The 25,987-nt window shown below is 67.3% G+C and carries 22 protein-coding genes; 9 read left to right on the top strand and 13 right to left on the bottom strand.

From position 1 onward, the window contains the following. Positions 1 to 78: 78 nt before the first annotated feature. The 5 genes from ACZK29_RS19515 to ACZK29_RS19495 form a co-directional block, all read right to left on the bottom strand. Positions 79 to 1,011 (bottom strand): RDD family protein, encoded by a 933-nt coding sequence (locus ACZK29_RS19515; protein WP_106548896.1) that lies wholly within the window; start codon positions 1,009 to 1,011, stop codon positions 79 to 81. 49 nt (positions 1,012 to 1,060) lie between these two features. Continuing rightward, positions 1,061 to 1,819: a pilin gene (locus ACZK29_RS19510; RefSeq protein WP_111113033.1), complete on the bottom strand. Its 759-nt coding sequence runs from the start codon at positions 1,817 to 1,819 to the stop codon at positions 1,061 to 1,063. A 39-nt stretch (positions 1,820 to 1,858) separates the two neighbouring features. Beyond that, a complete protein-coding gene (locus ACZK29_RS19505; RefSeq protein ID WP_005411195.1) occupies positions 1,859 to 2,332 on the bottom strand; it encodes a DUF494 family protein in 474 nt (157 codons plus the stop codon). 43 nt (positions 2,333 to 2,375) lie between these two features. Further along, positions 2,376 to 3,503: a DNA-processing protein DprA gene (dprA, locus tag ACZK29_RS19500; protein ID WP_164146895.1), complete on the bottom strand. Its 1,128-nt coding sequence runs from the start codon at positions 3,501 to 3,503 to the stop codon at positions 2,376 to 2,378. A gap of 157 nt (positions 3,504 to 3,660) precedes the next feature. Continuing rightward, a complete protein-coding gene (locus tag ACZK29_RS19495; RefSeq protein ID WP_111204619.1) occupies positions 3,661 to 4,794 on the bottom strand; it encodes a LysM peptidoglycan-binding domain-containing protein in 1,134 nt (377 codons plus the stop codon). A gap of 126 nt (positions 4,795 to 4,920) precedes the next feature. Between ACZK29_RS19495 and def the strand changes: the two genes are divergently transcribed. From def to ACZK29_RS19470, 5 genes are all read left to right on the top strand, one after another. Then, the gene (gene def, locus ACZK29_RS19490) at positions 4,921 to 5,433 is read left to right on the top strand and encodes a peptide deformylase (RefSeq protein ID WP_010481177.1); all 513 of its coding nucleotides are present in this window, start codon (positions 4,921 to 4,923) and stop codon (positions 5,431 to 5,433) included. Between the two features lie 120 nt (positions 5,434 to 5,553). Continuing rightward, on the top strand, positions 5,554 to 6,477 hold the full coding sequence (gene fmt / locus ACZK29_RS19485) for a methionyl-tRNA formyltransferase (RefSeq protein WP_111113035.1): 924 nt from the start codon (positions 5,554 to 5,556) through the stop codon (positions 6,475 to 6,477). Positions 6,478 to 6,480: 3 nt separating this feature from the next. Next, positions 6,481 to 7,812 carry a 16S rRNA (cytosine(967)-C(5))-methyltransferase RsmB gene (rsmB, locus tag ACZK29_RS19480; RefSeq protein WP_478446378.1) on the top strand — a complete coding sequence of 444 codons (1,332 nt, stop codon included), beginning with the start codon at positions 6,481 to 6,483 and terminating at the stop codon, positions 7,810 to 7,812. 23 nt (positions 7,813 to 7,835) lie between these two features. After that, positions 7,836 to 9,557, top strand: coding sequence for an ArnT family glycosyltransferase (locus tag ACZK29_RS19475; protein WP_478446377.1), 1,722 nt, complete (start codon positions 7,836 to 7,838; stop codon positions 9,555 to 9,557). A gap of 117 nt (positions 9,558 to 9,674) precedes the next feature. Further along, on the top strand, positions 9,675 to 10,964 hold the full coding sequence (locus ACZK29_RS19470) for an O-antigen ligase family protein (protein WP_111204616.1): 1,290 nt from the start codon (positions 9,675 to 9,677) through the stop codon (positions 10,962 to 10,964). On the opposite strand, the gene ACZK29_RS19465 is transcribed toward ACZK29_RS19470, so the two are convergent. Together ACZK29_RS19465 and ACZK29_RS19460 are read right to left on the bottom strand one after the other, a co-directional pair. Beyond that, positions 10,937 to 12,058: a glycosyltransferase family 4 protein gene (locus ACZK29_RS19465; RefSeq protein WP_111204615.1), complete on the bottom strand. Its 1,122-nt coding sequence runs from the start codon at positions 12,056 to 12,058 to the stop codon at positions 10,937 to 10,939. The genes ACZK29_RS19470 and ACZK29_RS19465 overlap by 28 nt on opposite strands. Positions 12,059 to 12,101: 43 nt before the next feature. Then, positions 12,102 to 12,920, bottom strand: a complete 819-nt coding sequence (locus ACZK29_RS19460; RefSeq protein ID WP_111204614.1) for a glycosyltransferase family 2 protein — start codon at positions 12,918 to 12,920, stop codon at positions 12,102 to 12,104. Here ACZK29_RS19460 and ACZK29_RS19455 point away from each other — a divergent pair. Next, entirely contained in the window at positions 12,919 to 13,977 is a 1,059-nt protein-coding gene (locus ACZK29_RS19455) for a CDP-glycerol glycerophosphotransferase family protein (protein ID WP_111204613.1), read from the top strand. The two genes, ACZK29_RS19460 and ACZK29_RS19455, sit on opposite strands and share 2 nt — an antisense overlap. Positions 13,978 to 14,072: 95 nt before the next feature. Here the strand turns inward: ACZK29_RS19455 and ACZK29_RS19450 are convergent, their stop codons facing one another. The 4 genes from ACZK29_RS19450 to ACZK29_RS19435 all read right to left on the bottom strand — a co-directional run bounded on the left by ACZK29_RS19450 (position 14,073) and on the right by ACZK29_RS19435 (position 18,327). Then, complete coding sequence (locus tag ACZK29_RS19450; RefSeq protein WP_164146892.1) at positions 14,073 to 15,611, bottom strand: PH domain-containing protein; 1,539 nt, start codon at positions 15,609 to 15,611, stop codon at positions 14,073 to 14,075. Then, the gene (locus ACZK29_RS19445) at positions 15,608 to 16,108 is read right to left on the bottom strand and encodes a PH domain-containing protein (RefSeq protein WP_111113042.1); all 501 of its coding nucleotides are present in this window, start codon (positions 16,106 to 16,108) and stop codon (positions 15,608 to 15,610) included. The genes ACZK29_RS19450 and ACZK29_RS19445 overlap by 4 nt, the downstream gene beginning before the upstream one ends. A 75-nt stretch (positions 16,109 to 16,183) precedes the next feature. Beyond that, positions 16,184 to 17,320 (bottom strand): GTP cyclohydrolase II RibA, encoded by a 1,137-nt coding sequence (gene ribA / locus ACZK29_RS19440; protein ID WP_478446376.1) that lies wholly within the window; start codon positions 17,318 to 17,320, stop codon positions 16,184 to 16,186. Between the two features lie 86 nt (positions 17,321 to 17,406). Beyond that, entirely contained in the window at positions 17,407 to 18,327 is a 921-nt protein-coding gene (locus ACZK29_RS19435; RefSeq protein WP_111204610.1) for a lauroyl acyltransferase, read from the bottom strand. A 61-nt stretch (positions 18,328 to 18,388) separates the two neighbouring features. Between ACZK29_RS19435 and dtd the strand changes: the two genes are divergently transcribed. From dtd to ACZK29_RS19420, 3 genes are all read left to right on the top strand, one after another. Further along, the gene (dtd, locus tag ACZK29_RS19430) at positions 18,389 to 18,829 is read left to right on the top strand and encodes a D-aminoacyl-tRNA deacylase (protein WP_478446375.1); all 441 of its coding nucleotides are present in this window, start codon (positions 18,389 to 18,391) and stop codon (positions 18,827 to 18,829) included. An 89-nt stretch (positions 18,830 to 18,918) separates the two neighbouring features. Beyond that, positions 18,919 to 20,772: an RNA polymerase sigma factor RpoD gene (gene rpoD / locus ACZK29_RS19425; protein ID WP_005411179.1), complete on the top strand. Its 1,854-nt coding sequence runs from the start codon at positions 18,919 to 18,921 to the stop codon at positions 20,770 to 20,772. A 135-nt stretch (positions 20,773 to 20,907) separates the two neighbouring features. Beyond that, positions 20,908 to 21,576, top strand: coding sequence for a hypothetical protein (locus ACZK29_RS19420; RefSeq protein ID WP_111204608.1), 669 nt, complete (start codon positions 20,908 to 20,910; stop codon positions 21,574 to 21,576). A 124-nt stretch (positions 21,577 to 21,700) separates the two neighbouring features. On the opposite strand, the gene ACZK29_RS19415 is transcribed toward ACZK29_RS19420, so the two are convergent. Both ACZK29_RS19415 and ACZK29_RS19410 read right to left on the bottom strand, forming a co-directional pair. Next, positions 21,701 to 21,940 (bottom strand): hypothetical protein, encoded by a 240-nt coding sequence (locus ACZK29_RS19415; protein ID WP_152905559.1) that lies wholly within the window; start codon positions 21,938 to 21,940, stop codon positions 21,701 to 21,703. 212 nt (positions 21,941 to 22,152) lie between these two features. After that, entirely contained in the window at positions 22,153 to 25,872 is a 3,720-nt protein-coding gene (locus tag ACZK29_RS19410) for a phage tail protein (RefSeq protein WP_478446374.1), read from the bottom strand. Positions 25,873 to 25,987 lie beyond the last annotated feature (115 nt).

The raw sequence follows: 25,987 nt of genomic DNA, 5'->3' as shown, positions 1-25,987 counted from the left end.
GGGCGTTCAGGTTTCACCTTATTAGAGGAATCACGCCCGGCCAGCCCGTGTCAAGCAGCCAGGCGTGAGGATGGCCGTTCAGGAGGCCATCTTGGCGATGAAGCCGACCGCGAACACCAGCAGCGCCAGGCCCGCCAGCGACAGCAGGCCGGTCAACACCAGCACCAGCACGGTGACGGTGCCCAGCTCGCGGCGCTGCAGGTGAGGCTGGTCGGTGTAGGCCCAGCGGTCGACCACCAGGGTATCGCAGATCATGTCGTGCAGGCCCTGCTTGCGCTCGGTGAAGGCCGCCATCAGGAAACCGATGCCGAGGGTGAAGCTGCTCAGCAGCATGGCCCAGTAACGACCGAACGCGCGCGCCTTGGTCAGGCGCTCGCCGTTGCCGCGCACGACCTTGATGCCCACCGCCATCTTGCCCAGTGTGGCGCCGCCCTTCGAGGCATGGAACCAGGTGTAGTACGCCATGCCGATGGCGAAGTTGATCAGTGCACTGGCCAGCTGCGCCACGATCTCGATGGCCGACTCGTCACTGCCCACCGCACCCATGCCGGCGCCGAGGATCACCCCGAGGATGACACCGATGATGCTGCCGGGGATGACCAGCACGAAGTAGTCGATCACGTAGGCTGCCACGCGCTTCCAGAAGCCCGCATAGACGACTTCGCCGCCGACCACCGGCTGCGCATGGGCGCCGGCACCGAGTGCTGCCGGGGCACTGTAGGGCGAGCTGCTGAGGGCACCGGTGCCGGGCAGTGGCGCGGTACCGTTGTCGATGGCCGCATAGTCGTTGCGCAGATCGAAACCGCCACTGCCTGTGGCGGTACTTGCATCGGCCAGGGTCTGCAGCCCGAGCTCGTCGACCACCTGGCGCAGCGCCGCCCACTGGTCCATGCCTTCGCGCCAGACCAGGGTGTCCAGGTTCAACTGGCCGCGCTGGAAGCGCTGGCGGATCTCCTGCACCGGCAGCGGGCCCTGGCGCTGCTGTCCTTCGGCGTAATACCACTCAGTCATTGCATGTTCCCTGTTGGATCGTCCATGGAGGTGCTGGCATGCGCGCGGCTCAGCCGCGGCACGACTGCGGCAGGTACTTGTCGTCGCTTTCGCCGCTGCATTCCCAGCGGCCACTGTCACGGTCGTATTCCAGCCACAGCAGGTCGCCGTCGATGCCCTTGCCCGGTACCGCCAGCGTTGCTTCGATGCCGCAGTGGCCGTTGTTGAAGCGGCCGATGTTCACGGCAGACAGGCCCGCGTGGGCGAAGTCGCCCGGGGCCGGGAAGCCGGCGTCATTGGCACCCGGGCAGCGGCCTTCGTCATCGGCGAAATGCTGCACCTGGTCCTTCAGCGGCTGCAGCGCGGCCACGGCGCCGGCGACTTTGCTGCGCACGGTGTAATCCTTGTAGGCCGGCAGCGCGATCGCGGCGAGGATGGCCAGGATCGGCACCAACACCAGCAACAGGCCACCACCGATGATGGCGGTCAGCGCACAGCCGGACAGTTTCTTTTTCGGTGCCGGCAGGACGGTGGCCGATGCACTGGTGGCGTAGGGCGTGGACGCCGGCAGTACCGGCGGCTGCGGCGGAGGCGGTGCGACGGGTTCCGGTTCCGGCTCGGGTTCGACCGGCGGTGCGGCGGCGTCCAGCGCCGGCACGATCAGGCCGAGTTCGTCCACGACGGTGCGCAACGGCTGCCATTGCGGCAGGCCGTCGCGCCAGACCAGGGTGTCCAGGGTGATCTGGTTGTTGCGGAACAACTCGACCAACTGTTCCGCCGGCAGCGGGCCTTGCTGCCGGTTGCCTTCTGCATGGAACCACTCGCTCACGGGGACGCTCCTGAATGCGCTATGCCCCCAAGTGTACGGTCAGTGCAGGGGTTCTGGCTCGTCCATGAACATCTGCGTCTCCATCCAGGCATAGGCCGCTTCGGAGCCAGGCTGGTTGAACAGCACCATCAGCACGACCCATTTCAGGTCGTCCAGGTCCAGTTCGTCCTGGTCCAGGGCCATCGCCCGGTCCAGCACCAGCTCGCGCTGGTCGGCGTCGAGGATGCCGTGCTGTTCCAGGTACAGCAGGAAACCACGGCATTCCACGTCCAGCTTGTCCAGCTCGGGGCCGTGGTAGACGCGCACGGGGCCATCGACCCGTGCCTGGGCCACGCTCGGCCGCTGCGCGGCCAGGGCGTCGAGCCAGTCGAACGCCTTGTTGATCTCGGTTGGGCTGAAACCGGCCTGGATCAGGCCGTTCTGGAGCGAATCGCGGTCACGGATCAGGTCCGCGTCTTCGCTGAAATAGTGTTCAAACAGGTACAGCAGTACGTCCAGGATGCTCTCTTTCATTGCCCCTCGGCCTGCGTCGCGCGACGCTGTGGAGGTGAAGAAACTAGGGAGTTCGACAGTAGCGGCCGTGTACGCACACCACGATTCCCGCCAGTTCCATGGCCAGCAGCATGGAGGACACCTGGGGCGCCGTCAATCCACAGCGCGTGATCAGTGAATCCATACTGCTTGGGTTGTGGTCCAGGGCCCGCCACAAGCACTGGTAGTCAGGGTCGTCGGCCCAACGCGCCGGCAGGAGTGCCGGCGGTGCCTGTTCAGTGGGGGTGCCCAGCCGTGATTGCAAGCCCGGCAGCTGCTGGCGAAGGGCAGGGGCCAGCAGTTCCAGCACTTCCTCGGGGCGCTCGACCAGCGCGGCACCCTCGCGGATCAGCCGATGGCAGCCCGCAGCACGTGGATTGAGTACCGAGCCGGGCAGGGCACAGACCTCGCGGCCCGCTTCGGCGGCCAGGCGCGCGGTGATCAGGGCGCCGGAACGTTGCGCGGCCTCGACCACCACCGTCGCCAGTGCCAGCCCGGCCACCAGGCGGTTGCGCGCGGGGAAGTGGCCCGGGCGTGCCGGTGTGCCCGGCAGGTACTCGCTGAGCACCGCGCCCTCTGCGGCGATCCGCCCCTGCAACCGTTGGTGGCTGTCCGGATAGGCCCGATCAGGGCCGGTCCCGATCACCGCTACGGTGCAGCCGCCTGCCTCCAGTGTGGCCAGGTGGGCGGCCGCGTCGATGCCGGCCGCCAGGCCACTGGTTACGGCCAGTCCCGCCTCGACGAAGCAGCTGGCAAAGCGCGCGGCCAGCGCGCGTCCTCCCGGGGTTGGCGAGCGGCTGCCGACCAGCGCCACCGAAGGGCGCCAGGCCAGGCTCGGATCGCCCGCCACCAACAGCGCCAGCGGCGGATTCGGGGCGTCCAGCAGGGGCGGCGGAAAGGCCGCGTCGGCGAAGGACAGCAGATGGTGGTCGTCGTCTTCCAGCCAGTGCCGTGCCGCGGTCCAGGCGCGGGCATCGGGGCGTTCCAGTGCAGCGCACTGCTCTGGCGTGCAACCGTGCGCGCGCCAGTTCGCGGCGCCCTGCGCGATCGCAATCTCCGCGCTGCCCGCGGCCTGCAGCAGGGCCCGCCGTGGCGCCAGCGCGCCGCCTGCCATCACCAGGCGCAGCAGCGCCTCATCCACCTGTCTGGTCATTCCCCCACTATCGGCCGGATATAACGAAGGCGCCCTAGGGCGCCTTCGCATGTGACCGTCAGGGTTTGCCGGAGACCGCTCCTGCAGGGGCGACTGTCAGTCGACCATCGCGCGCAGCGCGGGCGTTTTCGAGCATCTGGACGAAAAGCAGTCGACTCTACTTCGCGTCCGGGTGCAGGGCGTTGTACCCCACTCGCACCGGCTTCACGCCCTGCATCACCAGCGCGTAGCTGACATTGTCGAAGGTGCGGAACACCATGGCATGCGCCGCGTACTCGTCCGGCAGCGAGACCCGGCCGGCGCCGGTGCTGAGCGAATCGTCCGAGCGCGACGAGTTCGGGTACTTCATGCGGTGCGCCACATGGCGGCCCGGGCGCCACAGCGAGAACACGGTTCCATTGTCCACGCCCTGCGTGCGACCCGCCGAGATCGCGATCACGTCGCGGGGGCCGCCAGCGGTGAACATGTCGGTGACGGCCAGCACGCGTACGTCGACGCCCTCGACACCGGCGGCGGGGACATGGGGCACGAACTGCAGGTCGTATGGCCTGGCCTCGATCGGTACCAGGCGGTCGCCGGCACGTACCTCGCGGCCGCCCTCGTTCTTGTCCAGCACCAGCGTGGAGGCCTCGACCTTGCCGCCGGCGACATGGGTGATGGTGCCGGTGGCGACCTGGGCCAGCTCATAGCCGAGCACGCCGCGGCGGTGGTTGGGCGCGCTGTAGGCGCGCCACAGGTTGCCGCTGCCCGGGGTGACGTCGCCGTTGGCGGTCAGGTCCTCGGTCGGCTTGGGCTGGGCGTAGCGCACGGTCGGGCGGACGACCGCCCAGCGCTGGCCCACCTGGGCGTCGGCCAGGCGCACATAGACAGCGTGGCCGCTGGTGGCGCGCAGGCGTTCTTCTTCCAGGCCGGCCACGTAGGGCAGCTGCTCGATGCTGTCGACCACGCTCAGCTGCTTCAGGAACGGCTCGACCTGGGCCAGCGGAATGGCGTCGATCGGGGCTTCCTGGCGCGGGCCGGGCTGGGCCGCCACGGTCACCCGGTCCAGGTAGGCCAGGCTCAGGACGTCACCGGGATAGATCAGGTGCGGGTTGGCGATCTGCGGATTGGCCTGCCAGATCTCCGGCCACAACCACGGCTTCTGCAGGAAACGTGCGGCGATATCCCACAACGTATCCCCTTTTCGGACCACATAGGTGTCCGGGTGCCCGCCATTCACTTCCACGGCGGTAGCATAGGCAGCCACGGTCAGCATCGCCGCGGCGACGACCGTACGAAAACGAAGCAACATAGGTGTGAAGCCCTGATTCCCCAACAGGTCCGCGCACTATAGTCCAGAAACCGGGGCGCAAGGCAAGCGTTGGAGCTAGAATCTGCGACGTATGCCGGCGTGCCGGCCCCCTATCCGGAAACAGCCATGGCCCTTCTCCCCATCCTCGAGTTCCCCGATCCGCGCCTGCGTACCAAGGCCGCGTTGATCGAAGCTGCCGAAGTCACCACGCCGGCCTTCCAGGAACTGATCGACAACATGTTCCTGACCATGTACGACGCCCCGGGCATCGGCCTGGCCGCCACCCAGGTGGACGTGCACAAGCGCTTCATGGTCATCGACGTCAGCGAAGAAAAGAATGAACCGCATGTGTTCATCAACCCGGAAATCGTCGCCAAGGACGGGGGCCGGGTGTACCAGGAAGGCTGCCTGTCGGTTCCGGGCATCTTCGCCGACGTCACCCGTGCCGACACCATCACCGTGAAGTACCTGGACCGCAACGGCCAGGAACAGCAGATGGAAGCGGGCGAAGTGCTGGCCACCTGCATCCAGCACGAGATGGATCACCTGGACGGCAAGCTGTTCATCGACTATCTGTCGCCGCTCAAGCGCGAGATGGTGCGCAAGAAGCTGGCCAAGCAGCGCAAGCACGTGGCGTGATCGCCAATCCGGGCCACCCTTCGGGTGGCCCGTGCCTGCGCGGCTCGCGCGGGCTGTACGGCGCCGGCCGACGGCGCCGTTTTCTTTCCTGCACGAATCCATCCTGCAAGTGGGGTAGCCATGAGGATTGTCTTTGCCGGTACGCCGGAATTCGCGGTGTCGTCGCTGCGCGCGGCTGCGCGCCACCATGAGGTCGTGGCCGTCTATACCCAGCCTGATCGCCCGGCCGGCCGTGGCCGTGGCCTGGCGCCTTCGCCGGTCAAGCTCGAAGCCGTGGCTCGTGGCATTCCGGTCTACCAGCCGGAGTCGCTGAAGGACGCGGCCGCCCAGCAGCAGCTGCGCGACCTGCAGCCGGACCTGATGGTGGTGGTGGCCTATGGCCTGATCCTGCCCAAGGCGGTGCTGGCCATCCCGACCCATGGTTGCTGGAACGTGCATGCCTCGCTGCTGCCGCGCTGGCGCGGCGCCGCACCGATCCAGCGTGCGATCCAGGCCGGTGACGCGAAGACCGGGGTGTGCCTGATGCAGATGGAAGCTGGCCTCGATACCGGCCCGGTGCTGCTGCACCAGGAGCTTCCGATCGCCGCCACCGATACCGGCGGCCAGCTGCACGACAAGCTGGCCGAGCTGGGTGCCCAGGTCTTGTCCGATGGCCTGGGCCTGCTGCGTGCGGGCATCAAGCCGATCGCGCGGCCGCAGCCGGAACAGGGTGTGACCTACGCGCACAAGCTGGACAAGGCCGAAGCCAGACTGGACTGGGCGCAGGACGCCGGCGCGCTGGCGCGTACCGTGCGCGCGTTCAATCCGTGGCCGATTGCCGAGGCGACGCTGGCCGGTGAACGGGTGCGCATCCATGGCGCGGTGGCGCTGGAGGCGGACCACGGCCAGGCACCGGGCACCGTGCTGGCCGCCGGCCGCGACGGCATCGACATTGCCTGTGGCCAGGGCGCGCTGCGCCTGCGCGTGCTGCAGCGCGAAGGCGGCAAGGCAATCACCGCTGCCGACTACCTCAACGCTCGCCGCGATCTGCGCGTGGGGGCATAAGCGGTGTCCAAGCAGAACGATTTCTCCGTCGCCAAGGCGGCACCGGGCGCGGCCACGCGCATGCTGGCCGCACGCGTGCTGGCACAGGTGTTCACCCGTGGCCGTTCGCTGAAGGCCGAACTGGCCTGGGCACTGCCGAAGCTGGCCGACAGCCGCGACCGCGCGCTGCTGGAAGCCCTGTGTTTCGCCGTGCTGCGCCGTCGCAGCACCTATGACGCGGCCTTGCAGGCCTGGATGCAGAAGCCGCTGTCGGCGCGCGATGCCGACCTGCGCACGCTGCTGATGGTCGGCTTCGCCCAGTTGGACGTGCTCGAACTGCCTGCGCACGCAGCGCTTTCGGCTACGGTCGATGCGGCGCGCGCGCTGGGCCGTGAGCGCCAGGCTGGCCTGGTCAACGCGATCCTGCGCCGCGCCCAGCGCGAGGGGTTCCCCGAACAGCCTGCGCGCGACGCCTTCCCGGAATGGCTGGCTGATGCGATCGAACGCGATTGGCCGGCGCAGGCCGAAGCGATCTTCAGCGCCAGCCTGCAACCCGCGCCGTTGTGGCTGCGTGCCAACCGCCAGCACGGTGGCCGCGACAAGGCCCTGGCGACGCTGGCCGAGGCCGGCATTGCCGCTGAAGCCACTGCACTGTGTGCCGATGCGTTGCGCCTGGCGGCCCCCGTTGCCGTGAACCAGCTGCCGGGCTTCGGCGACGGTGCACTGTCGGTGCAGGACCTGTCGGCGCAATGCGCAGCCGATGCGCTGGCACCCGCGGCCGGTGCCCGCGTGCTGGATGCCTGCGCGGCACCCGGCGGCAAGTCGGCGCATCTGCTGGAGCGTGACCCGAGCCTGCGCCTGCTGGCGCTGGATATCGACGCGCGCCGGCTCGCGCGTGCGCGTGACACCTACACCCGCACCGGTGTGGGCGAACATGCGCAGACGCTGGTCACCGATGCCAGCGATCCCGGCTCGTGGTGGGACGGCGTGCCGTTCGACGCGATCCTGCTGGATGCGCCGTGTTCGGCCACGGGCGTGATCCGCCGCCAGCCGGATGTGATGTTCCACCGTCGCGCCGAAGACATCGATGCACTGGTGGGTGTGCAGGCGCGCCTGCTGGAGGCCTGCTGGTCGATGCTGCGCCCGGGCGGCGTGCTGCTGTATGCCACCTGCTCGATCCTGCGCGCGGAGAACATCGATCAGGTGCGTGCGTTCCTGAAGTGGCATCCGGACGCCGAGGCGCAGCCGTTGGGCGATGCATTCGGCGTGGATTGCGAAGGCGTGGCACGCCAGCGACTGCCCGGTGACAACGATGCTGACGGTTTCTTCTACGCGCGTCTGATAAAAGCAGCCTGACCCCCGCTGCCGTTTCGAGTCCCATGCTGAAAACCCACGCGTCGCGCCAGACGTGGTTGTTCGTGGTGGTGGCCCTGCTGGTGCTGGGGGCCGGTCTCGGTCTCCGCGATCCGTGGCCTTCTGACGAACCACGCTTCGCGCTGGTGGCCAGGCAGATGGTCGACAGCGGTTACTGGTTGTTCCCGCACCGCGGAACCGAGCTGTATTCGGACAAGCCGCCGATGCTGATGTGGTGGCAGGCCTCGCTGTACGGCCTGGTTGGCCACTGGCGCGTGGCCTTCCTGCTGCCCTCGCTGCTGGCCGCACTGGGCACGCTGTGGTGCGTGGTCGATCTGGGGCGCCGGCTGTGGACGCGCCAGGTCGGGCTCTGCGCCGGGTGGGCACTGCTGTTTGCGCTGCAGTTCACCTTCCAGGCGAAGAAGGCGCAGATCGATCCGCTGCTGGTGCTGTTCACCACCCTGGCCAACTATGGCCTGCTGCGCCACCTGCTGCTGGGCCCGGCCTGGCGCTGGTGGTGGCTGGGCTGGTTCTTTGCCGGTATCGGGGTGATCACCAAGGGCGTGGGCATGCTGGCGCTGCTGATGATCGTGCCGGCGGCCATCGCTGCAGCCCTGCAGTGGCCCCGTGTTTCCCTGCACGCGCGCGATGGCCGCTTCTGGCTGGCACCGCTGGCCTTCCTGCTGGCGGTATCGCTGTGGCTGGCGCCGATGCTGCTGGCCGCGCTGGGCACCGGGTCGGACGAGTACCGCGCCTACATCAACGACATCCTGGTGCGGCAGACGGCCCGCCGCTACACGCAGTCCTGGGACCATCACCAGCCGTGGTGGTACTTCTTCGGTGTCATGCCAGCGATGTGGATACCGGCGTTCCTGGCGCTGCCATGGGCGATCCCGGCGTGGCGCCGGCGCCTGTGCCGCCGCGATCCACGCTATCTGCTGCCGCTGGCCTGGTGGGTGCTGGTCGTGCTGTTCTTCTCGATTCCCCAGGGCAAGCGTGATGTCTACATCCTGCCGGCGCTGCCGATGTTCTGCCTGGCGCTGGCACCGCTGCTGCCCGGGCTGCTGAAGCGACGGGATGTGCAGGCCGTGCTGGGAGGGTTTGCCGCGTTGCTGGCACTGGGATTGAGCCTGGTCGGGGTGCTCGCGTTGCTGGGTGATCCGCGCTTCGAGGTGAGCCTTGCCCATGGACGCGGACTGCCGCCCGGCGCCACCGATGCATTGGCGTGGACGATCCTGGCGATGGGGCTCTGGGGGGGCTTGAGCCTGGTGGTGGCCGGCTGGCGTCGAAGCCATCTGGCGCTGGTATCGACCCTGGCGGTGGCCTGGGTGCTCTACGGCCTGTTCGGCTACCCATTGCTGAATGATTCAAGCTCCGCGCGTGGTCTGATGCGTGATGTCGGCACGCGTCTGGGGCCAGACGCGGAGCTGGGGCTGGTGGCCTGGAAGGAACAGAATCTGCTGATGGCGGACCGCCGCGCGGCAACCTTTGGATTCGAGAACCGCTGGCATGAACAGCTGCAGGCGGCCGTGCGCTGGCAGCGCTTGTCCCCCCGGCATCGCTGGTTGCTGGTGAATGACGATGCCATGCAGGGGTGCATTGATCGTTCGCAGGCGGAGATGGCCGGCATATCCAACCGCCGTCGCTGGTGGCTGGTTCCCGCCGGGGCCGTGTCCGGGGCCTGCGTGCCTGACCTGAAGGAGCTCGAGCGCGAGTACCGGCTGCAGGGGCCGCCGGATGCGGACTGAACGAATGAGCGACAAACATGGGCAGTCTGCGTCAACCAGCGGCCTGCTCTGTCCTAGAATGAGGGCCGCTCCCGGCACCGTGCCGGTCTATTGCTACCGACCTGCCGACCGCACCACGTGACTCCGCTTTCCCCGCCTACCTCCCGCACGACGGGCCTCCTGGCCGGCGCCTACGCCGTGGTGCTGGGGGCGTTGCCGACGCTGCTGATGATCACCATGGAGGGCGGCAGCGCGGGGTTCTACCTGGCGATCCTGCTGTCGATCGTCCTGCTGGTGCTGCCCTCGGCCGCTCCGCGCCTGCTGCCCGGTTCCGCCCGGCGCTATGCGTGGATGGGCATCGGCATGGGCGTGATGCTGGCCGGCGTGCTGATCAGCCTGGGCGTGCATGGCATCTGGAAGGGATCGGAGGTCGAAAAGGCCGCGCGCCTGTTGTCGATGCTGCTGATCCTGTTCGCCGCGCTGCGGGTGCCGCGCAGGATCCTTGCGCGGGCGATGCTTGGCACCCTGCCCGCGGTGTGGTCGGCAGCAGCCATCATTGGCTGGTTGGCGCTGGAGACCGGCGTGCGGCCTGCCACCCAGCAGTTCAATGCGGTGACCTACGGCGACCTGACCCTGTTGTTCGGTGTGCTGAGCCTGATGTCGCTGGGCCTGCCGGTGACCCGTTTCACCCGCATCGAAGCCACGCTGAAGCTGCTGACCGGCATCCTTGGCCTGGTCGCATTCCTGTGGACGCAGACCCGCGGTGGCCTGCTGGCGATTCCCTGCTTCCTGCTGATCGGTCTGCTGGTGATGGGGCGCCGACTTGGCCGCATGAAGATCCTGCTGGGCCTGGTGCTGGCGGCCGGCGTCGGCATTGTCGCCACCCATGATGGTGCGTTGCGCGATCGCATCGACGCTGGCGTGAGCGAGTATGGCGATTGCAGTGCCGACCACCTGGCCGATACCTCGGTCTGCATCCGCCTTCAGTTGTGGACCGCGGCGGGCTACATGATCCGCGAGCAGCCGGTGTTCGGTGTTGGTGGTGGCGACCGCTTCCGGCAGGAACTGGAACGCCTTGCCGGGCAGGGAAAGGTGTCGACGATGGTCGCGCGTGATTTCGGCGAGACCCACAACGACCTGCTGTATTTCCTGGCCACCTATGGCGTGCTGGGAGGGCTTGGCCTGGTGCTGGTCTACGTGGCCCCTGCGCTGGTGTTCGTGCCACGCCTGTGGCGTGGCGACGAACGGTCGCGGTTGCATGCCGCGGCAGGGTTGAGCATCTGCGTTGCATTCGCCGTCTTCGGGGTTACCGAAATGATGCTGCGAGACATGCGAACCGCCTCGTTCTACGCCGCCTGGGTTGCCCTGATGCTGGCCCTGTCCGAGCCGCGCCGGGTAGATCAGGCCGAGGCCAGCACCGCTTCGTAACTGGCCAGGGTCGCCCCGGCGAAGGTCTGCAGGCCGAACTCGCGCTCCGCATGGTGGCGTGCGGCCATGCCCATCGCCGGCAGCGCCTGGCGTTGTTCATACATCGCCTGCACCTGCGCGGCGATGGCGGCCAGGTCGCGGGTGGGCACGACCCAGCCGTCGACACCCTGCTCGATGTTTTCCGGCAGCCCTGCGTAGTCGCTGACCAGCATCGGCCGGGCGCTGGCCATCATTTCGCGGCAGGCGAAGGAGATCGTTTCGATGTCGTTGGACAGCACGAAGCCGACGTCGCCGGCGGCGATCAGTGGGCGCGTATCGGCCAGCAGGCCGGTGAAGTGGACCTGCGCGGCGACGTCACCGAGGTCCTGCACCTGCGCGCGTTGCTGCGCGCTGGGCAGGTGGCCGGCGACCGCCATGTGCACATGCGGGCGGATCGCGTCGGGGAGCAGGGCAATGGCCTGCGCCAGGTCGATCCAGCCCTTGTAGTCATCGGTGCCGGCGTTGCTGACCAGCAGCAGCGCATCCGGGTCCTGCGTCCATTGCTGTCGCATCGCCTGACCGACGTCGGCCGGCAGCGGTGCGAAGCGGTCCAGGTCGACGCCGTTGCGGACCACATCGATCGGGCAGCGCCGGTAGGGGCCCTGCTCCAGCAGGCGCCCGGTGTGTGCCGAAACCGCAATCACGCGGTCGGTGGCCCAGCGTGCCCTGAAGGCATTGCCCAGCGTACGGGTGGGCTTGCTGTTGTGCTTGGTCAGGATGATAGGCGGGCGGCGCATGCCGAGCAGTCCCTGCATCACGAAGCGGTGGTCACGAGCACCGTTGACGTGGACCAGGTCGATGCCCTGGTCGCGCACCAGCCGGCGCAGCGCGTGTTGCTCGGCCAGTTGTTGTGGCAGGGTCGGCAGGCCGCTGCCAAAGGCCATCGGCAGCGGGGTGGCGATTCCTTCCTCGGCCACCGTGCGCAGCAGGCGGCTGTCGGCGGGGGCTGCGACATGGAGCGTGTGCTGGCCATGCAGGGCTCGCGCCAGGGACACGATGTACGTGGTGTGGCCGCCACCGTCGCCGTAGTGGAAGTTGGTGTACAGGATTTTCATGGGGGATCTTCAGGCAACGCGCGGCAAGTGTGACACAGCCGGCTCAGGGCCGTTCCACGGGGGCCGGAGGATCGGCCACCGCCTGGCCGTTGCCCAGCATCCACAGCATGATGGTCTTCTGCCGTACGTAGTTGGCACGCACATAGGCATAGACCAGGCCGTGCCAGCCGTCGCGGAAGCCGCCCCGGAACAGGAAGCCGCGCCAGAACCGCCAGGCCGGGGCCAGCACCAGCTTGCCCAGGGTGGCCCGCTTGCCACGCGCGAACTCGTGCTCGGCCATCATCCGCGCGTACTTCTCGGTCTTGGCCAGCTGCTGCTGCAATGATCGATAGGGGTAGTGGATGAGATCGCCGCGCAGGGTGCCGACGCTGCCGTCGACGCTGGCTGCCTCGTGGATCTCGCGCCTGCCGCGCCAGCCGCCCTGGCGGCGGTCGAACAGGCGCATCACCCGGTCCGGGTAGGCATTGCCGTGGCGCAGGAACCTGCCAAAGTATTCGGACAGGCGGGCGAAACGGTAGCCGGCGTGGCCGGCGAAGCCGCCGTCACGGGCCTGTTCGATGGCCGTACGCAGCTCGGGGCTGATGCGCTCGTCGGCATCCAGGCACAGTACCCAGTCATGGCTGGCCTGCTCGACGCAGAACGCCTTCTGGCTGCGGAAGCCCTCGAACACGCGCTGCAGCACGCGGGCACCGGCCGCCTCGGCGATGGCCACGGTGGCATCGGTGGACTGCGAGTCCACCACCACGATCTCATCGCAGAAGGCCAGCGAGGCCAGGCAGTCGCCGATGCGCCCGGCCTCGTTGAACGCGATAATGCACGCCGAGATGCGAGGCCGTTCGATGGGAGCGGTCGTGGAGGACATGATGGCCGGGTACCTGTTGTTTGCGACGGAGCGCTATGCGCTGCCTATTCTCGCCCCGTTGGCGCAGGCGTTGCACGCGTCCGGGCAGGAGGTTGCGGCCTGGTTCGAAGATGGCGCGGCCGGCAGCAGCCTGCCGGGGGTGCCCAACGTCGGCCTGAGGCAGGCCCTGGCAATGCGCCCGCGGGCGGTGTTCAGCGCGGCCAACTGGGTGCCGACCTTCCTTGCGGGGGCCAAGGTGCAGCTGTTCCATGGCTTCAATGTGGAAAAGCGCGACAGTGCGCGCGGCCACTTCCGGGTGCGCGGCATGTTCGACCTGTACTGCACGCAGGGGCCGGCCACCACGACGCCGTTCCGCGAGATCGCGGCCCAGCAGGGCCACTTCGCGGTGGCCGAGACCGGCTGGCCGAAGCTGGACCCGCTGTTCCGCGATGACGGTGGCGAGAGCGCCGCACTGCGCGCGCCGGCCGGCGATCGCCCGGTGATCCTGTTCGGCTCGACCTTCACTGAGCGGCTGAGTGCGGCGCCGCACCTGCATGCGCAGATCGCCGCCGATATCGCGGCCGGTGGGCGTTACTGGCTGCTGACCCTGCATCCCAAATGTCCGCCGGAACTGTTCGAGCGCTACCGCGCACTGGCCGGTGCCAATGCCCGCTTCATCGAGCCGGAGCAGGTGATGGCTGCGCAGCGTGCCGCCGATGTGCTGGTGTCGGACACCTCGTCGATCGTTTCGGAGTTCATCGTCCAGCACAAGCCGGTGGTGACTTTCCGCAACCGCGTGCCGAAGCCGCACATGATTGATTTCGACGACCCGGCACAGCTGCCGGCGATGCTGCAGCGCGCGCTGCACCCGGACGCCGCGCTGCAGGCGGAGATCGTGCGCTACGCCGATGCCATCCACCCGTACCGCGATGGCCTTTCCAGCGAGCGGGTGATCGCGGCCACCGAGGATTTCCTGTCCGGTGAAATGGGGGCGCTGCGCCGCAAGCCGTTCGGCAGCTGGATGCGCGACCTGCAGATCCGCAAGGATCTCGGCTACTGGGGGCCCTCGCAGCGGTGATCGGGGGGATGTAGAGCCGAGCCCACGCTCGGCTGTGGCAAGCCGAGCATGGGCTCGGCTCTACAGTAGATCCACGCCATGCGTGGATGCCCGCATCACCAGCGCAGTTTGCGCCGCGCCAGCGCGGTCGCCAGTTGATCCATCGCCTGCTGTGCCTGTGCCTGCGGCAGATGATGCAGGGTGAGTGCCACGTCGCCATGCGCACCGGCGGTGTCCAGTTGCAGGCTGCTGGTGCCCAGCAGCTTGTCCAGCGGTGATCGCTGCAGGCGCAGGCCCTGCACCTTGTCCAGCTCGGCCCAGCGCCACCAGCGTTTCCACCAGCCGCCGCGCACGGCCACATAGTGCTCGTCCAGATACCAGCCCATGCGTGCCATCTGCCGGTGTGCGACCAGCAGTGCGACCGGCAGCCAGGCCAGCACGACCAGGCCCCAGGGGCCCCAACGCCAATACGCGGCGACGCCCAGCAGCGGCACCAGCAGCAGTGCGCCCAGGCACAGCCGCCACCAGCCGCGCTGCGGAATGGACTGCCATTGCGCCGGCGGCCAGTGCAGCTGGGGTAGCAGGTGCTGCACCAGCTGTGTGCAGTGTTCGCGGGTTGCCAGCGGCGCCAGTTCGCGCAGGGCGCGGTCCTCATCACGCGAAGGGCCACCGGCGGCACTGTCGATGCGCAGCTGGCGCAGCCCGAGCCAGCGCTGCAGGGTGCCTTCGCGCAGGGTCCAGGCCTGGATGCGGCGACGTGCCACGCTGCTGCGGGTGCGGCTGAACATCCCGGCCGACACCGTCAGGCGGCGGTCCTGCTCGACGAGGGTGAAGCCGTGGTAACGCAACAGGGTCAGCACCACTGACAGCATGCGCAGCGCCAGCCAGCCCAGCAGCAGCGCTGCCGCCACCAGCAGGAAGGCGCCGGTCACGCCGGGATGCAGGTGGCTGGCATAGCCGAAGGCCTCACGGCCGCCGCGCTGGATGGCATCGTCCATCACCGGCCGCGGCACCGTCTGGAACAGCACGCCGAACGCGGCCACCGCCAGTGCCCAGCCGCGGTTGGAGAGCAGTCCCATGCGCACCACGTCCCAGCTGGACAGTCGCAGCAGCACGTGTTCGCTGTCGACGTCGGCAATGGGCGGTGCATCCACGGCGTCGTCGGCCTGCGGCGCCTGCCCGCGCTGGCGGACCAGCCGTTCCAGCGCCAGTGCCTGGTCCAGCTTCAGTACCCGCATCTCCGCTTCAGGGCGCACACCGCCGGCCGATTCCAGGCGCAGCTCGGCCACGCCGAACAGGCGGTGCAGCGGGTTCTGCCGCACTTCCACGTTGTGGATGCGGGCGAACGGGATCTCGCGGCGGTTGCGCGCCAACAGGCCGCTGCGCACGGTGATCGCGTCGCTGCCGATGTGGTAGCGGTAGCTGAGGTACTGCAGCACCGACACCAGCACCAGCGCGGCAATTGCCGTCAGCGGAATCAGCTGCGCCCACATCGGATCGCGGTCGCCGCGCTGGCCGAACACCAGCAGCGCGACCAGCGGCAGGAAGTAATGGCGCAGCTGCATCAGCAGCACGAACAGCCACGACCACGGGTGCAGCCGGTGGTCCTCGGTACCGGCGGGCAGCGGTGCAGGCAGGGGGGGCGGCAGGCTCACAGGGCGTCGGCGTCCTGGTCGAGCTGGTGGGACAGGGTGTCACGCAGGCGTTCGGCGTCGGCCTCGTCCAGGCCGCTCACGGTCACCGCGCTCATGCGGGTGCCGGCGGTGTGCACGATCAGCGTGGCCAGCCCGGCACGGCGCTCCAGCGGGCCCCGCCGCAGATCGAGATGCTGCACTCGCGAGAGCGGGATTCGCGTTTCCAGCTGCCACATGAGGTCGCGGCGCAGGCCCAGGCCCTGTGCGTCCAGCCGCCAACGGGTGCGGACCAGGCGTCGACGGCCCAGCCATGCACCAAAGGCCACACCCATCAGCAGCCCGGCTGCAGCGGTCCACAGGCCACCGGGCAGATCGAAGAACCACGCCGCCGCCGCCAGTGGCAGGCCGGGGACGAACAGGCCGCCAAAGGCACCTTCCAGTGCGGCCAGGCGGGCTGCACGTTGCGGCAGTGACTGCCAATCGGTGGCAGGTGGTGCAGGAATCGAGGCGTCGGTCACGCGGGCTCCGTCAGGCAGCAGGGCGGGCGGTAGCGGCCATGGCCGCACCGCGCAGACGGTAGCAGGTCGGCTGCGTTACTGGGCAGCCTGGATCAGCGCATCGACATCCAGCAGGTGGCCGGCACGATCGGCCTTGGTGCGCAGGTAGTTCTCGTTCTCGGCAGTGATCTCGCCGGTGACCGGAATGCAGTCCAGAACTTCGATGCCGGCATTGCGCAGGCGCTGCGCCTTGGTCGGGTTGTTGCTGAGCAGCGCCACGCGCGAAATGTCCAGGCCACGCAGCATGGCCACGGCGCTGCCGTAGCGGCGCTCGTCGGCACCGAAGCCTAGCTGCGCATCGGCGTCGATGGTGTCCAGGCCGTCGTGCTGGTAGCCATAGGCGCGCATCTTGGCGGCGATGCCGGTGCCGCGGCCTTCCTGGTCCAGGTACAGCAGCACGCCACCGCCCAGCTCCTTCAGCTTGCGCAGGCCGCGCCGCAGCTGGTCGCCGCAGTCGCACTTGAGTGAGCCGAACAGGTCGCCGGTCAGGCACGAAGAATGCACGCGTACCGGCACCACTGCCGACAGGTCCGGCTCGCCGACGATGATCGCGACCTGGTCACGCTGCGCCACGCCGCCGCGGAAGACTGCGAAGGTGGTCATGCCGACGTCGCGCAGCGGCACCGGCGAACGCGCCACCAGTTCGTAGTCATGGGCCGCATGTGCTGCGCCTTCGGTCAGGTCGCACAGGGCCACCTCGGCCGCACCGTCGAAAGTGTGGTCATCGACGTCCAGGCGCACCGCGACCATCGCTGGCAGCAGCAGGCCCAGGCGGGCCAGTTCCACCGCCCCGGCATCGAAGGCGTCGCCGGCACTCCAGCCTTCCGGCATCGGACCGGGTTCGCGCAGGTAGCCCAGCGAGGGCAGGGCATCAAAGGCCACATCGCTCAGCGGCAGGCGCGCGCCCTGCGGTGCCTCCACGCCGAGCACGCGGGCACGGGTGGCGGTCAGGAACAGATAATGGCGCTCGCGGGCGGCAGTGGCGAAGGCGGCAAAGCTGCTGGCCGTGGCGCTGTCCAGCGCGATCACCGCCAGGCGCTGGCCCTGGCCATCGTGGAGCAGCACCGGGCGACCGGCACGCAGTTCGGCAACCGCGCGCTCGCAGCGGATCGCGGCCGGATCGCCGAACAGGGAAGAAGCAGCAGGCATGGCAGGACCGGGGGAGGCGGACATCGAGATCTCTATGGGGGCGACGGCATCGAATTCAACGCGGTGCGGCCGCCGGTCGCAGGGACCGGGAGGCCCTGCGCGGGTCGCCGTCAGTGGGGATGCTCTTCGGTCGCGTAGGGGTCTTCCTCGCCACTGCCCGGTGGCCGCAGCGTATAGCGCTTGTAGGTCCACTGGTACTGCGCCGGGTCGCGGCGGGCGATGCGTTCGATACCGGCGTTGAGGGCGGTGGCCGCCACCAGCGGGTCCGGATCGGCCACGGCCGGGTCGGTCGGCTCGATGTGCAGGGCGAATTCCATGTCCGGCCCGATGCGTTCGCACCAGCCATAAAGCACGGTGGCGCCGGTGCGTTCGGCCAGCCGGTTGACCAGGGTCATGGTCAGCGCCTGCACGCCGAAGAACGGCACGAACACGCCATCGCCGGCCTTGGGCTGCTGGTCGGGCAGGATGCCGGTGGCGCCGCCGTCCTTGAGCACCTTGAACAGCTGGCGCACGGCAGGGCCTTCGGCGCGCACCTGCTGCACGTTCTGCCCGCCGCGCACCAGCTGCAGGAAGGCATCGCTGGCTTCGTCCTCCGGCGGCTTGTAGACGATGGCGATCTGCCCGCGCGAGGCCAGCCACTGGTTCAGCAGCTCCCAGTTGCCGAAGTGCGGGGCGGCCACGATCACGCCCTTTCCGCTGGCCAGCGCCGCGTCGTACAGGGCTTCACCATGGCGCTGCTTCAGGTGCAGGCGCAGGTTGTCGGCCGGCGTCTGGCTCCACAGCCGCAGGGTTTCGATGGCCTGCAGGGCGGTGGAGCGCAGCAGCTCCCGATGCAGCCGGTCGCGGGCAGCGCCGTCCAGCTCGGGGTAGGCCAGTTCCAGGTTGCGCCGGGTGACACGGCTCTCGCGGGCGTTGAGGGCCATCCACGCCCACGCCAGGGCGCGCGCGAACGCCCGCAGCAGCGGCCAGGGCAGGCGGGCGAACAGGGTGGTGGCGCGGTAGACCAGCCGGGCTTTGCGTTGCGGATTCATCGGCGCCAGTTTAGCCAAGGGCGCTGCTATCGTGGCCGGCCCTGTTCATTGGAAGCCCACGATGCTCGTTCTGATCCAGCGTGTCAGCCAGGCCGCCGTCCATGTCGACGATGAGGCCGTGGGGCAGATCGGCCCTGGCCTGTTGGCCCTGGTCGGCATGGAGCCGGGCGATACCGAGGCCCAGTTGCGGCGGATGGCCGAGCGCCTGCTGGGCTACCGGGTGTTCGCCGACGAGGCCGGGAAGATGAACCGCTCGCTGCGCGATACCGGCGGCGGCCTGCTGCTGGTCAGCCAGTTCACCCTGGCCGCCGACACCCGTTCGGGCATGCGGCCGAGCTTCACCACGGCCGCGCCGCCGGAGGAGGCTGAACGCGGGTTCAACCGTTTTGTCGAGATCTGTCGTGAAAATCACGTCTCAGGGGTGGAAACGGGCCGATTTGGTGCCCATATGGTCGTCAGCCTGGTCAATGACGGTCCTGTGACCTTCCTTCTCCGGCCCTGAGCCTGCGGGACCACCGCCCGGCAGGCAGGGCCCCGGGCTGGTATAATGCTACGTTCCCTATTTCTCCCTGCCGGTGGCGCGAGCACTACATGGCCAACGAACGTCCTGCCCAATCCGAAATCAAGCAACTGATCAGCAAGGGCCTGGAACAGGGCTACCTGACCTACGCCGAAGTCAATGACCATCTGCCGGACGACATGGTCGACCCGGAACAGATCGAAGACATCATCGGCATGATCAACGGCATGGGCATCGATGTCCATGAAGTTGCGCCGGATGTGGAAACCCTGCTTCTCAACGATGGCAACACCGGCAACCGCGAAGTCGATGACACCGCGGCTGAAGAAGCTGCCGCCGCGCTGAGCGCGCTCGACACCGAAGGTGGCCGTACCACCGACCCGGTGCGCATGTACATGCGCGAAATGGGCACCGTCGAGCTGCTGACCCGCGAAGGCGAAATCGCCATCGCCAAGCGCATCGAGGAAGGCCTTTCGCAGGTCCAGGCGGCCTTGGGCCAGTTCCCGGTTTCGGTCGAGTCGCTGCTGAACGACTACGAAGCCCACAAGGAAGGCAAGAAGCGCCTCGCCGAAGTGATCGTCGGCTTCAACGACCTGGTCGACGAAGAGCCGGCGCCGCCGGCGGTCGCTGCCGATGACAGCGCCGATGCGGACGCCGAAGGCGACGAGGACGAGGACGACGATGTCGACGGTGGCGATGAAGAAGCCGCACCGACCGGTCCGGATCCGGAGGAAGTCGCTGCGCGCATGCAGGCGCTGAGCGATGCCTTCAACGCCTTCAAGAAGGCCGCGACCAAGGGCGACAAGAAGAACCTGCCGCGCCTGCGCGAAGAAATGTCGGCGGTGTTCGTCACCCTGAAGCTGCCGCTGCCGCTGACCGATGTGCTGACCAAGCAGCTGCGCGACACCATGGCGTCGATCAAGGCCCATGAGCGACGCGTGCTGAACCTGGCCACCGTCACTGCACGCATGCCGCGCAAGGACTTCATCCGTTCCTGGGAAGGCAACCAGACCAACCTGGAGTGGGTGGAAGACGCACTGAAGCGCAAGCAGAAGTGGTCCTCGGCCCTGCGCGAAGTGAAGGACCAGATCATTGCCGAACAGCAGGCGACGATCGACATCGAGACGCTGACCCAGCTGGACCTGGAAGAGCTGAAGGAAATCAGCCGTGCCATGGCCTATGGTGAAGCCAAGGCGCGCAAGGCCAAGAAGGAAATGGTCGAGGCCAACCTGCGCCTGGTGATCTCGATCGCCAAGAAGTACACCAACCGCGGCCTGCAGTTCCTCGACCTGATCCAGGAAGGCAACATCGGCCTGATGAAGGCCGTGGACAAGTTCGAGTACCGCCGCGGTTACAAGTTCTCGACCTACGCCACCTGGTGGATCCGCCAGGCGATCACCCGCTCGATCGCCGACCAGGCACGCACCATCCGTATTCCGGTGCACATGATCGAGACGATCAACAAGTTGAACCGCATTTCCCGCCAGATGCTCCAGCAGTACGGCCGCGAGGCTACGCCGGAGGAGCTGGCCAAGGAAATGGACATGCCGGAAGACAAGATCCGCAAGGTGATGAAGATCGCCAAGGAGCCGATCTCGATGGAAACCCCGATCGGCGACGACGAGGATTCCCATCTGGGCGACTTCATCGAGGACACCAACGTGGAGTCCCCGATCGAGAACACCACCAACATCAACTTGTCTGAAACCGTGCGCGACGTGCTGGCCGGCCTCACCCCGAGGGAAGCCAAGGTGCTGCGCATGCGCTTCGGCATCGACATGAACACCGACCACACGCTGGAAGAGGTCGGCAAGCAGTTCGACGTGACCCGCGAGCGCATCCGCCAGATCGAAGCGAAGGCCCTGCGCAAGCTGCGTCACCCGAGCCGTTCGGAGCAGCTGCGCAGCTTCCTGGATATCGATTGACGGGTATCCGCTGCATATGAAGCACCCGACAGACCCCGCGCAAGCGGGGTCTGTTTTTTTTGCCTGCGGTCGTCCGCGCTGCGCGCGACGGGATAGGATGCGTGTCCTGTTTTTGCACTGGTCAATGGAATGCCGATGAAACTGCCGATCCTGCTGCTCTCGCTGTCACCACTGGTTGTCTGGGCGGATACTCCGAAACCACCGGCGTGCAATGCAGAGAGTTTCTTCAGCAGCCAGTTCGACTATGCCGTGGGTCGCGTGGTCGATACCGGGCAGGTGCTGCTGCTGGGCGAGGCAGAGGGCTGCCTGGACGAGGAACGGGATGGGTGCCGCAGTGGCGAGGAGATGGAACCGGGCACCGGCCTGGTGATCGGTGACCGCTGGAACAGCTACTACTGCGTGAAAGCACGCTCGCCGAGCAAGGAAGTGGTGGGCTGGGCGCCGGAGTCGCGCGTGATGAAAACGAGCAACTACGTCGAGACCAGCCTGACCGACTGGGTCGCCCATTGGGAACGCAGTGACGGGAATGCCATCGACATCGCAGCCAAGGGGGACGCCTTCGAGCTGAGCACGCAGGAGGGCGGCGAGGGGGCGGCACCGCAGGTTCTGGGGCGCGCTGCACCGGAGGAGGGCGAAGATGTGCTGTACCTGCGCCAAGGCCGTTGCACGACACGTGTACTGCTGCGCGGCACCGACCTGGTGGTGGCCGACAACGGACAGTGTGGTGAGCGCGAGCGCCGCCTGCACGGTGAGTACCACAACCGTGCGCCGTTGGAACGGCTGATGCAGCGCTTGGGGCAGTAGTGGCGTGAGGGGATAGGGTGCGCGCAGTGGAAACCCATTGCCGGCCTCACTACACTGTGACGCTGCGCAGGGCCTATAGCTCAACGGTTAGAGCAGGGGACTCATAATCCACCCTCTGCACATGTCAGCCGCCCGCCTCATGTAGCAGATGAGCCAAAAAATAGGCTATTTTCAGCAGCATCAGCTTGCCTGCGATTGCTCCCATTCGCCAGAAACCTGGGGTAATTTCCGGCACGGTTACACCGAAATTACACGTGGCGGTCAGGTCAACGCTGCGGCAGCGCGCCGCGAATCGGCGTCCATGAGCTCTTTCAGTCACTCTCGTTGAGCTTGATCGATAACTTACATTGGTCTGGATCTTCATTTGCTACCTGCGTGTCGCTGTGTCGATGCCGCAATTAGCGGTGGGCGCAAATGAAAGATCAAGTTTATATAGATGTTATCTAAATTGGTCGGATTTGATTAGTCGCAAGTCATTGAATTCAGAGTGTTTATAAAGAAATTGCCTGTGATTGTGTGGATTTTAATATTATGTTGGTGCGCAGAATTGAGGTAAATAGATAATACACCGACCCCTTACTTTGCATTGAGCGCTTTGCGGAGTTCGCTGCTGTTTGTAGCGCGTACCCCCTGAGTCGTGACGGCCTCCAGCCGGCCCAGCCGATCCACCACCTGCGCGAGTAGAGCATTGCTCTGCTGCACCGCCGCCGTGGTCGCGGCCTGCGCCTTGTTGTCCACCACCAAGTCGAACACAGCGCGCGCGAAGTTGTCCGGCAGCGCCTCGATGGTGTCGGCCAGCTCGCCCATGCCGACGCCACCCTTGTCCAGGTCGCCCACCTTCATGCCGTCGATCAGGCCCGTCACCTGGCCGTAGAGGCTGTTGTAGTCCTGGCCGCTGGCGTAGAGGTTCCGACCGAAGCCCAGCGCCGCCTGTGCGGCCGCCTGCGCCGCGCTGCTGTCGCCGCCCGCTACCGCCCGCTCCAGCTCCTGCATGGTCTTCTGCAGTTTCTCCTGATCGGTCAGCGGCGACAGGTCGCTGACGGATAGCCCGTAGCTAATGGCTTTCTTGTCCTTGTCGATCTGCGCCTGCAGCTTGCCCATGTTGGTGGCGCGCAGTGCCTCGATCTTGGCCAGGTCCTCCGCCCGAGCACCCGACAATCCGAGCGCCTTGGCGTAGTCGTTGGCCGACTTCACCTGTTGGCGATAGGTGCGCTCGATGCTCAGTGCCTGCTGCTGGTAGGCGGTCAGGTCGCCAGTGAGCAACTGCGTCGACACGTCGGCCATGAGGGTGGAGTAGTTGCCCAGCAGGCCCGACACCTTGCCGATCTGCGTGGCCAGGTCCGTACCGGCAATGCCGGCCAGGTCCTGGAAGTAGTCCACGGCCTTGTTCACCTTGTCGATCTCCAGGCCGTTGAGTGCCCGGCCCAGCTCGTCGGCGTTGCCCACCGCTAGCTCGATGGATGCTCCCAGCGCCGCGAACACGTCCGCCGAGTCGAAGTAGCCATCCAGCTGCCCACCGAAGCCCGCCGCCCGCACGGCCTCCGTGTAGAGCCGATCCTGCATGCCGGCGAGGTAGGACTCCAGCTGCTGCTGGGCCTCGGCCGAGTCTGCCGACAGCGACAGCTTGCCCAAGCTCACCTTGACCCCGGCCAGCTGCTGGGACATGTCCACGCCCAGTTGCTTGGCCAGGTCCGTGGCAGCGCCGCGAACCTGCCGAGCGGCCATGTCGAACGTGCGATCGATGCCCGGATCCAGCGCGCCGTATTGGGTCCACTTCTTGTCGGAGCGGAACCAGCCGCCCTTCTGCTTCACGTCGGCGTAGCTCTGGCCGTCCAGTCCACCGAAGCCGTAATCACCCGTGATGCCCTGGCCGGTGATCTTGGGCGCACTGCGTCCGAACGCCTTGCCCAGCAGCGAGCTGCCCGAGAAGATCGCCGCCGTCTTTCGGTTCATGCCCAGCGCGCGCCCGATCACGTCCAGCGACATGCTGTCGAGCATGACCGGCGTCAGCAGTCCACCGGATGCGAAGTGGCCGCGTTTCAGTAGGTCGAACTTGTCCTGGTTCTCCAGTCCGAAGCCCTCCTTGTACGCGCTGCCGGCCATCTGCATACCCATCGCGATCAGCGCCGCATAGGGAGCAAACGCGGCCACAGCGCCGAGCGCACCGGTAGCCGCTCCTGCGGCACCGGCCCCACCGGCAGCGGCCGTGCCACCGCCCGTCAGTGCAGCTACGTTGTTGCCGAAGCCCATCATGGTGTTCGGGCCGAAGCCACCCGCCGCGGCTGCGGCGCCAGGGGTGAACCCGATAGCGCTCTGGCCCTTCGATAGCAGGCTGGCGATGTTGCCGGCGTTCTGGCCGCCTGCGGCAGTGCCGTTGCCGGCGAAGATCCCCAGGATGCTGTTGAGGCTCAACCCGTTGCCGCTGCCGAGCCCATTGATGCCGTCCATGATGCGGGTCTGAATCGGGAGCACCAGCTTTTGCTCCAGCAGCTGGCGCGCGATGTCGCGCAGCCCCTGCCTGGCCACGTCTTTCATGTCGTCCCACATCCCCGACCAATCGCGCAGACCGCCCGCGACGAAGTTGGCCATAGCGTCGGCGGTGTCGCTGACCAGGTAAGTGCCCACGTCGGCCCACTGCTGGAGGCTGGCGGCGTATTTATCCGCATCGATGCTGGCCTGTGCCGCAGCGCGCGCCTGTGCCATGAGTGAGGCGCTGAGGTCGGCGGTGATGCCCGCGCCGGCCGCGTTCGCCTCGTTGATGGCCTCCTGCATGTCGCGCTGGTTCTGCATCTCACGGTGTGCGCGCTCCCGCGCTGGCCCGATGAGGCGCATCATGTCCAGCTCGCCGCTCATGGTGTCCAGCAGCGCCAGCGGCGCACGCTTGCGCTTGTCCAGCTCGGCGGTGGTGGCCGCAAGCTGAGCCGCTGATTCCTTCTCCAGCGTGTTGAAGGCAGCGCGCGTGATGTTGCCAGCGGCCAGTTCCTTGTTCAGCTCGGCCAGGCGCTGCTTGTGCTTCTGCTCGGCCTCGGCCAGCGGGCCGGCCATCGTAGCGGCGGCCATGTCCGCCTCAGCCGTGTAGCGGCGCAGCAGCTCGGCCTGGCGGTCGTATTCCGCGTTCCCGGTCTTCGCTGCGCTGCCCTTGCCCCGCGCCTTGGGCGGTTCGTAGGCGTCCGGCGTGGCCGGCAGCAGCGCCCATTCGGGCATGCGCTCCGATCCTTCCAGCACGGTGACGCTGGGCCGCTTGGCGGTCTTGGGCTGCATCGCCTTCCAGCCGTTGTCGGCATAGGCAGTGCCTTGTGCGTACTCGTTCTTGAAGCCCTCCCAGCCGCCACCGCCGAACGCGTATTGACCGGTCGCCAGCTTGAACGCTGCATGGCCTTGCTTCTCCACGCCCACCAAGCCGCCCCGGATACGGTCGAAGAAGTCCACGACGGCGCCGCCGTCCCGCACCGCGTCGGTGACGCCCCGGATGGCACCGGAGAGAGCGTCGGCCGCTTCCTTGGCGAAGTTGCCGTTGACTGCCACTGCGTCGAGCTGGTCGGTGAAGTCCTGCAGGGCGGGCAGGATGCCCGACACCACCTGCACCTTCATGCCTTGCAGAGACAGCTCTGCCCGGTTCGTCACATCACGCATGCCCAGCATTGCCTGGGTCAGCCGCACGTCGATGATGCTGCCTGCGGCCTCCGCCGCGTTGCCCATGCGGTTGAACTCGGCGCTGTTGTTGCGCAGCAACGGGATCAGCATCGCCGAATCGCTGGCGATGGCCTCCATGTAGCTGGTCAGCTCCGACTGCGAGAGGTTCGCCTTCTCCAGGCTCTTGAAGTACAGACCCAGGGCGTCGGGGCCAGACAGCTTGCGGAAGCTCTCGACGGTGAGGCCGCTGCCCTTGGCGATGTTGTCGAAGAAGTCTTTCATCTCGCCGCCGCCCGTTTGGGCGTAGTCGCCGATCTTCTCCTGCACGTCCTTGAAAATATCGGCGAGCTTCTCTTGGCTGATACCTACCGTGCGGGCGCCTGCGGCCATGCGCTGGAAGTCCTGCGACGTGGTGCCGGACAGCTTGCCCAGCCGGTCGTACTCCACTGCCAGCTGCCCAACCTGCTTGGTCCAGGTGAACACGGCCGTGCCAGCAGCAGCGGCAGCGGTGCCCAGCGCCGCGCCCGCCACGGTAGCGACGCGAGTCATGGAGGCGTGGATCTGCGTGGCTTTCTGGCTGGCCAGCCGCTCGGCCTTGGTCATGCCCGTTTCAAACGAACCCGTCTTCATCAGCAGGTCGACGGTGAGGGTATAGAGGCTCATGGGTATCCTGGCCTGAAATTTGAATTCTGTGGAAGCGCGAAGAAAAGGGGGCGCGCGTGTCGGGCTGGCAGGCGCTTCAACTTTCCGTCTCCCCCTACGGTCCATGTCGATCACC

The sequence above is a fragment of the Stenotrophomonas sp. 89682_Sma genome (genome assembly GCF_056481405.1).
This window is presented reverse-complemented; position numbering and strand designations above follow the sequence as displayed.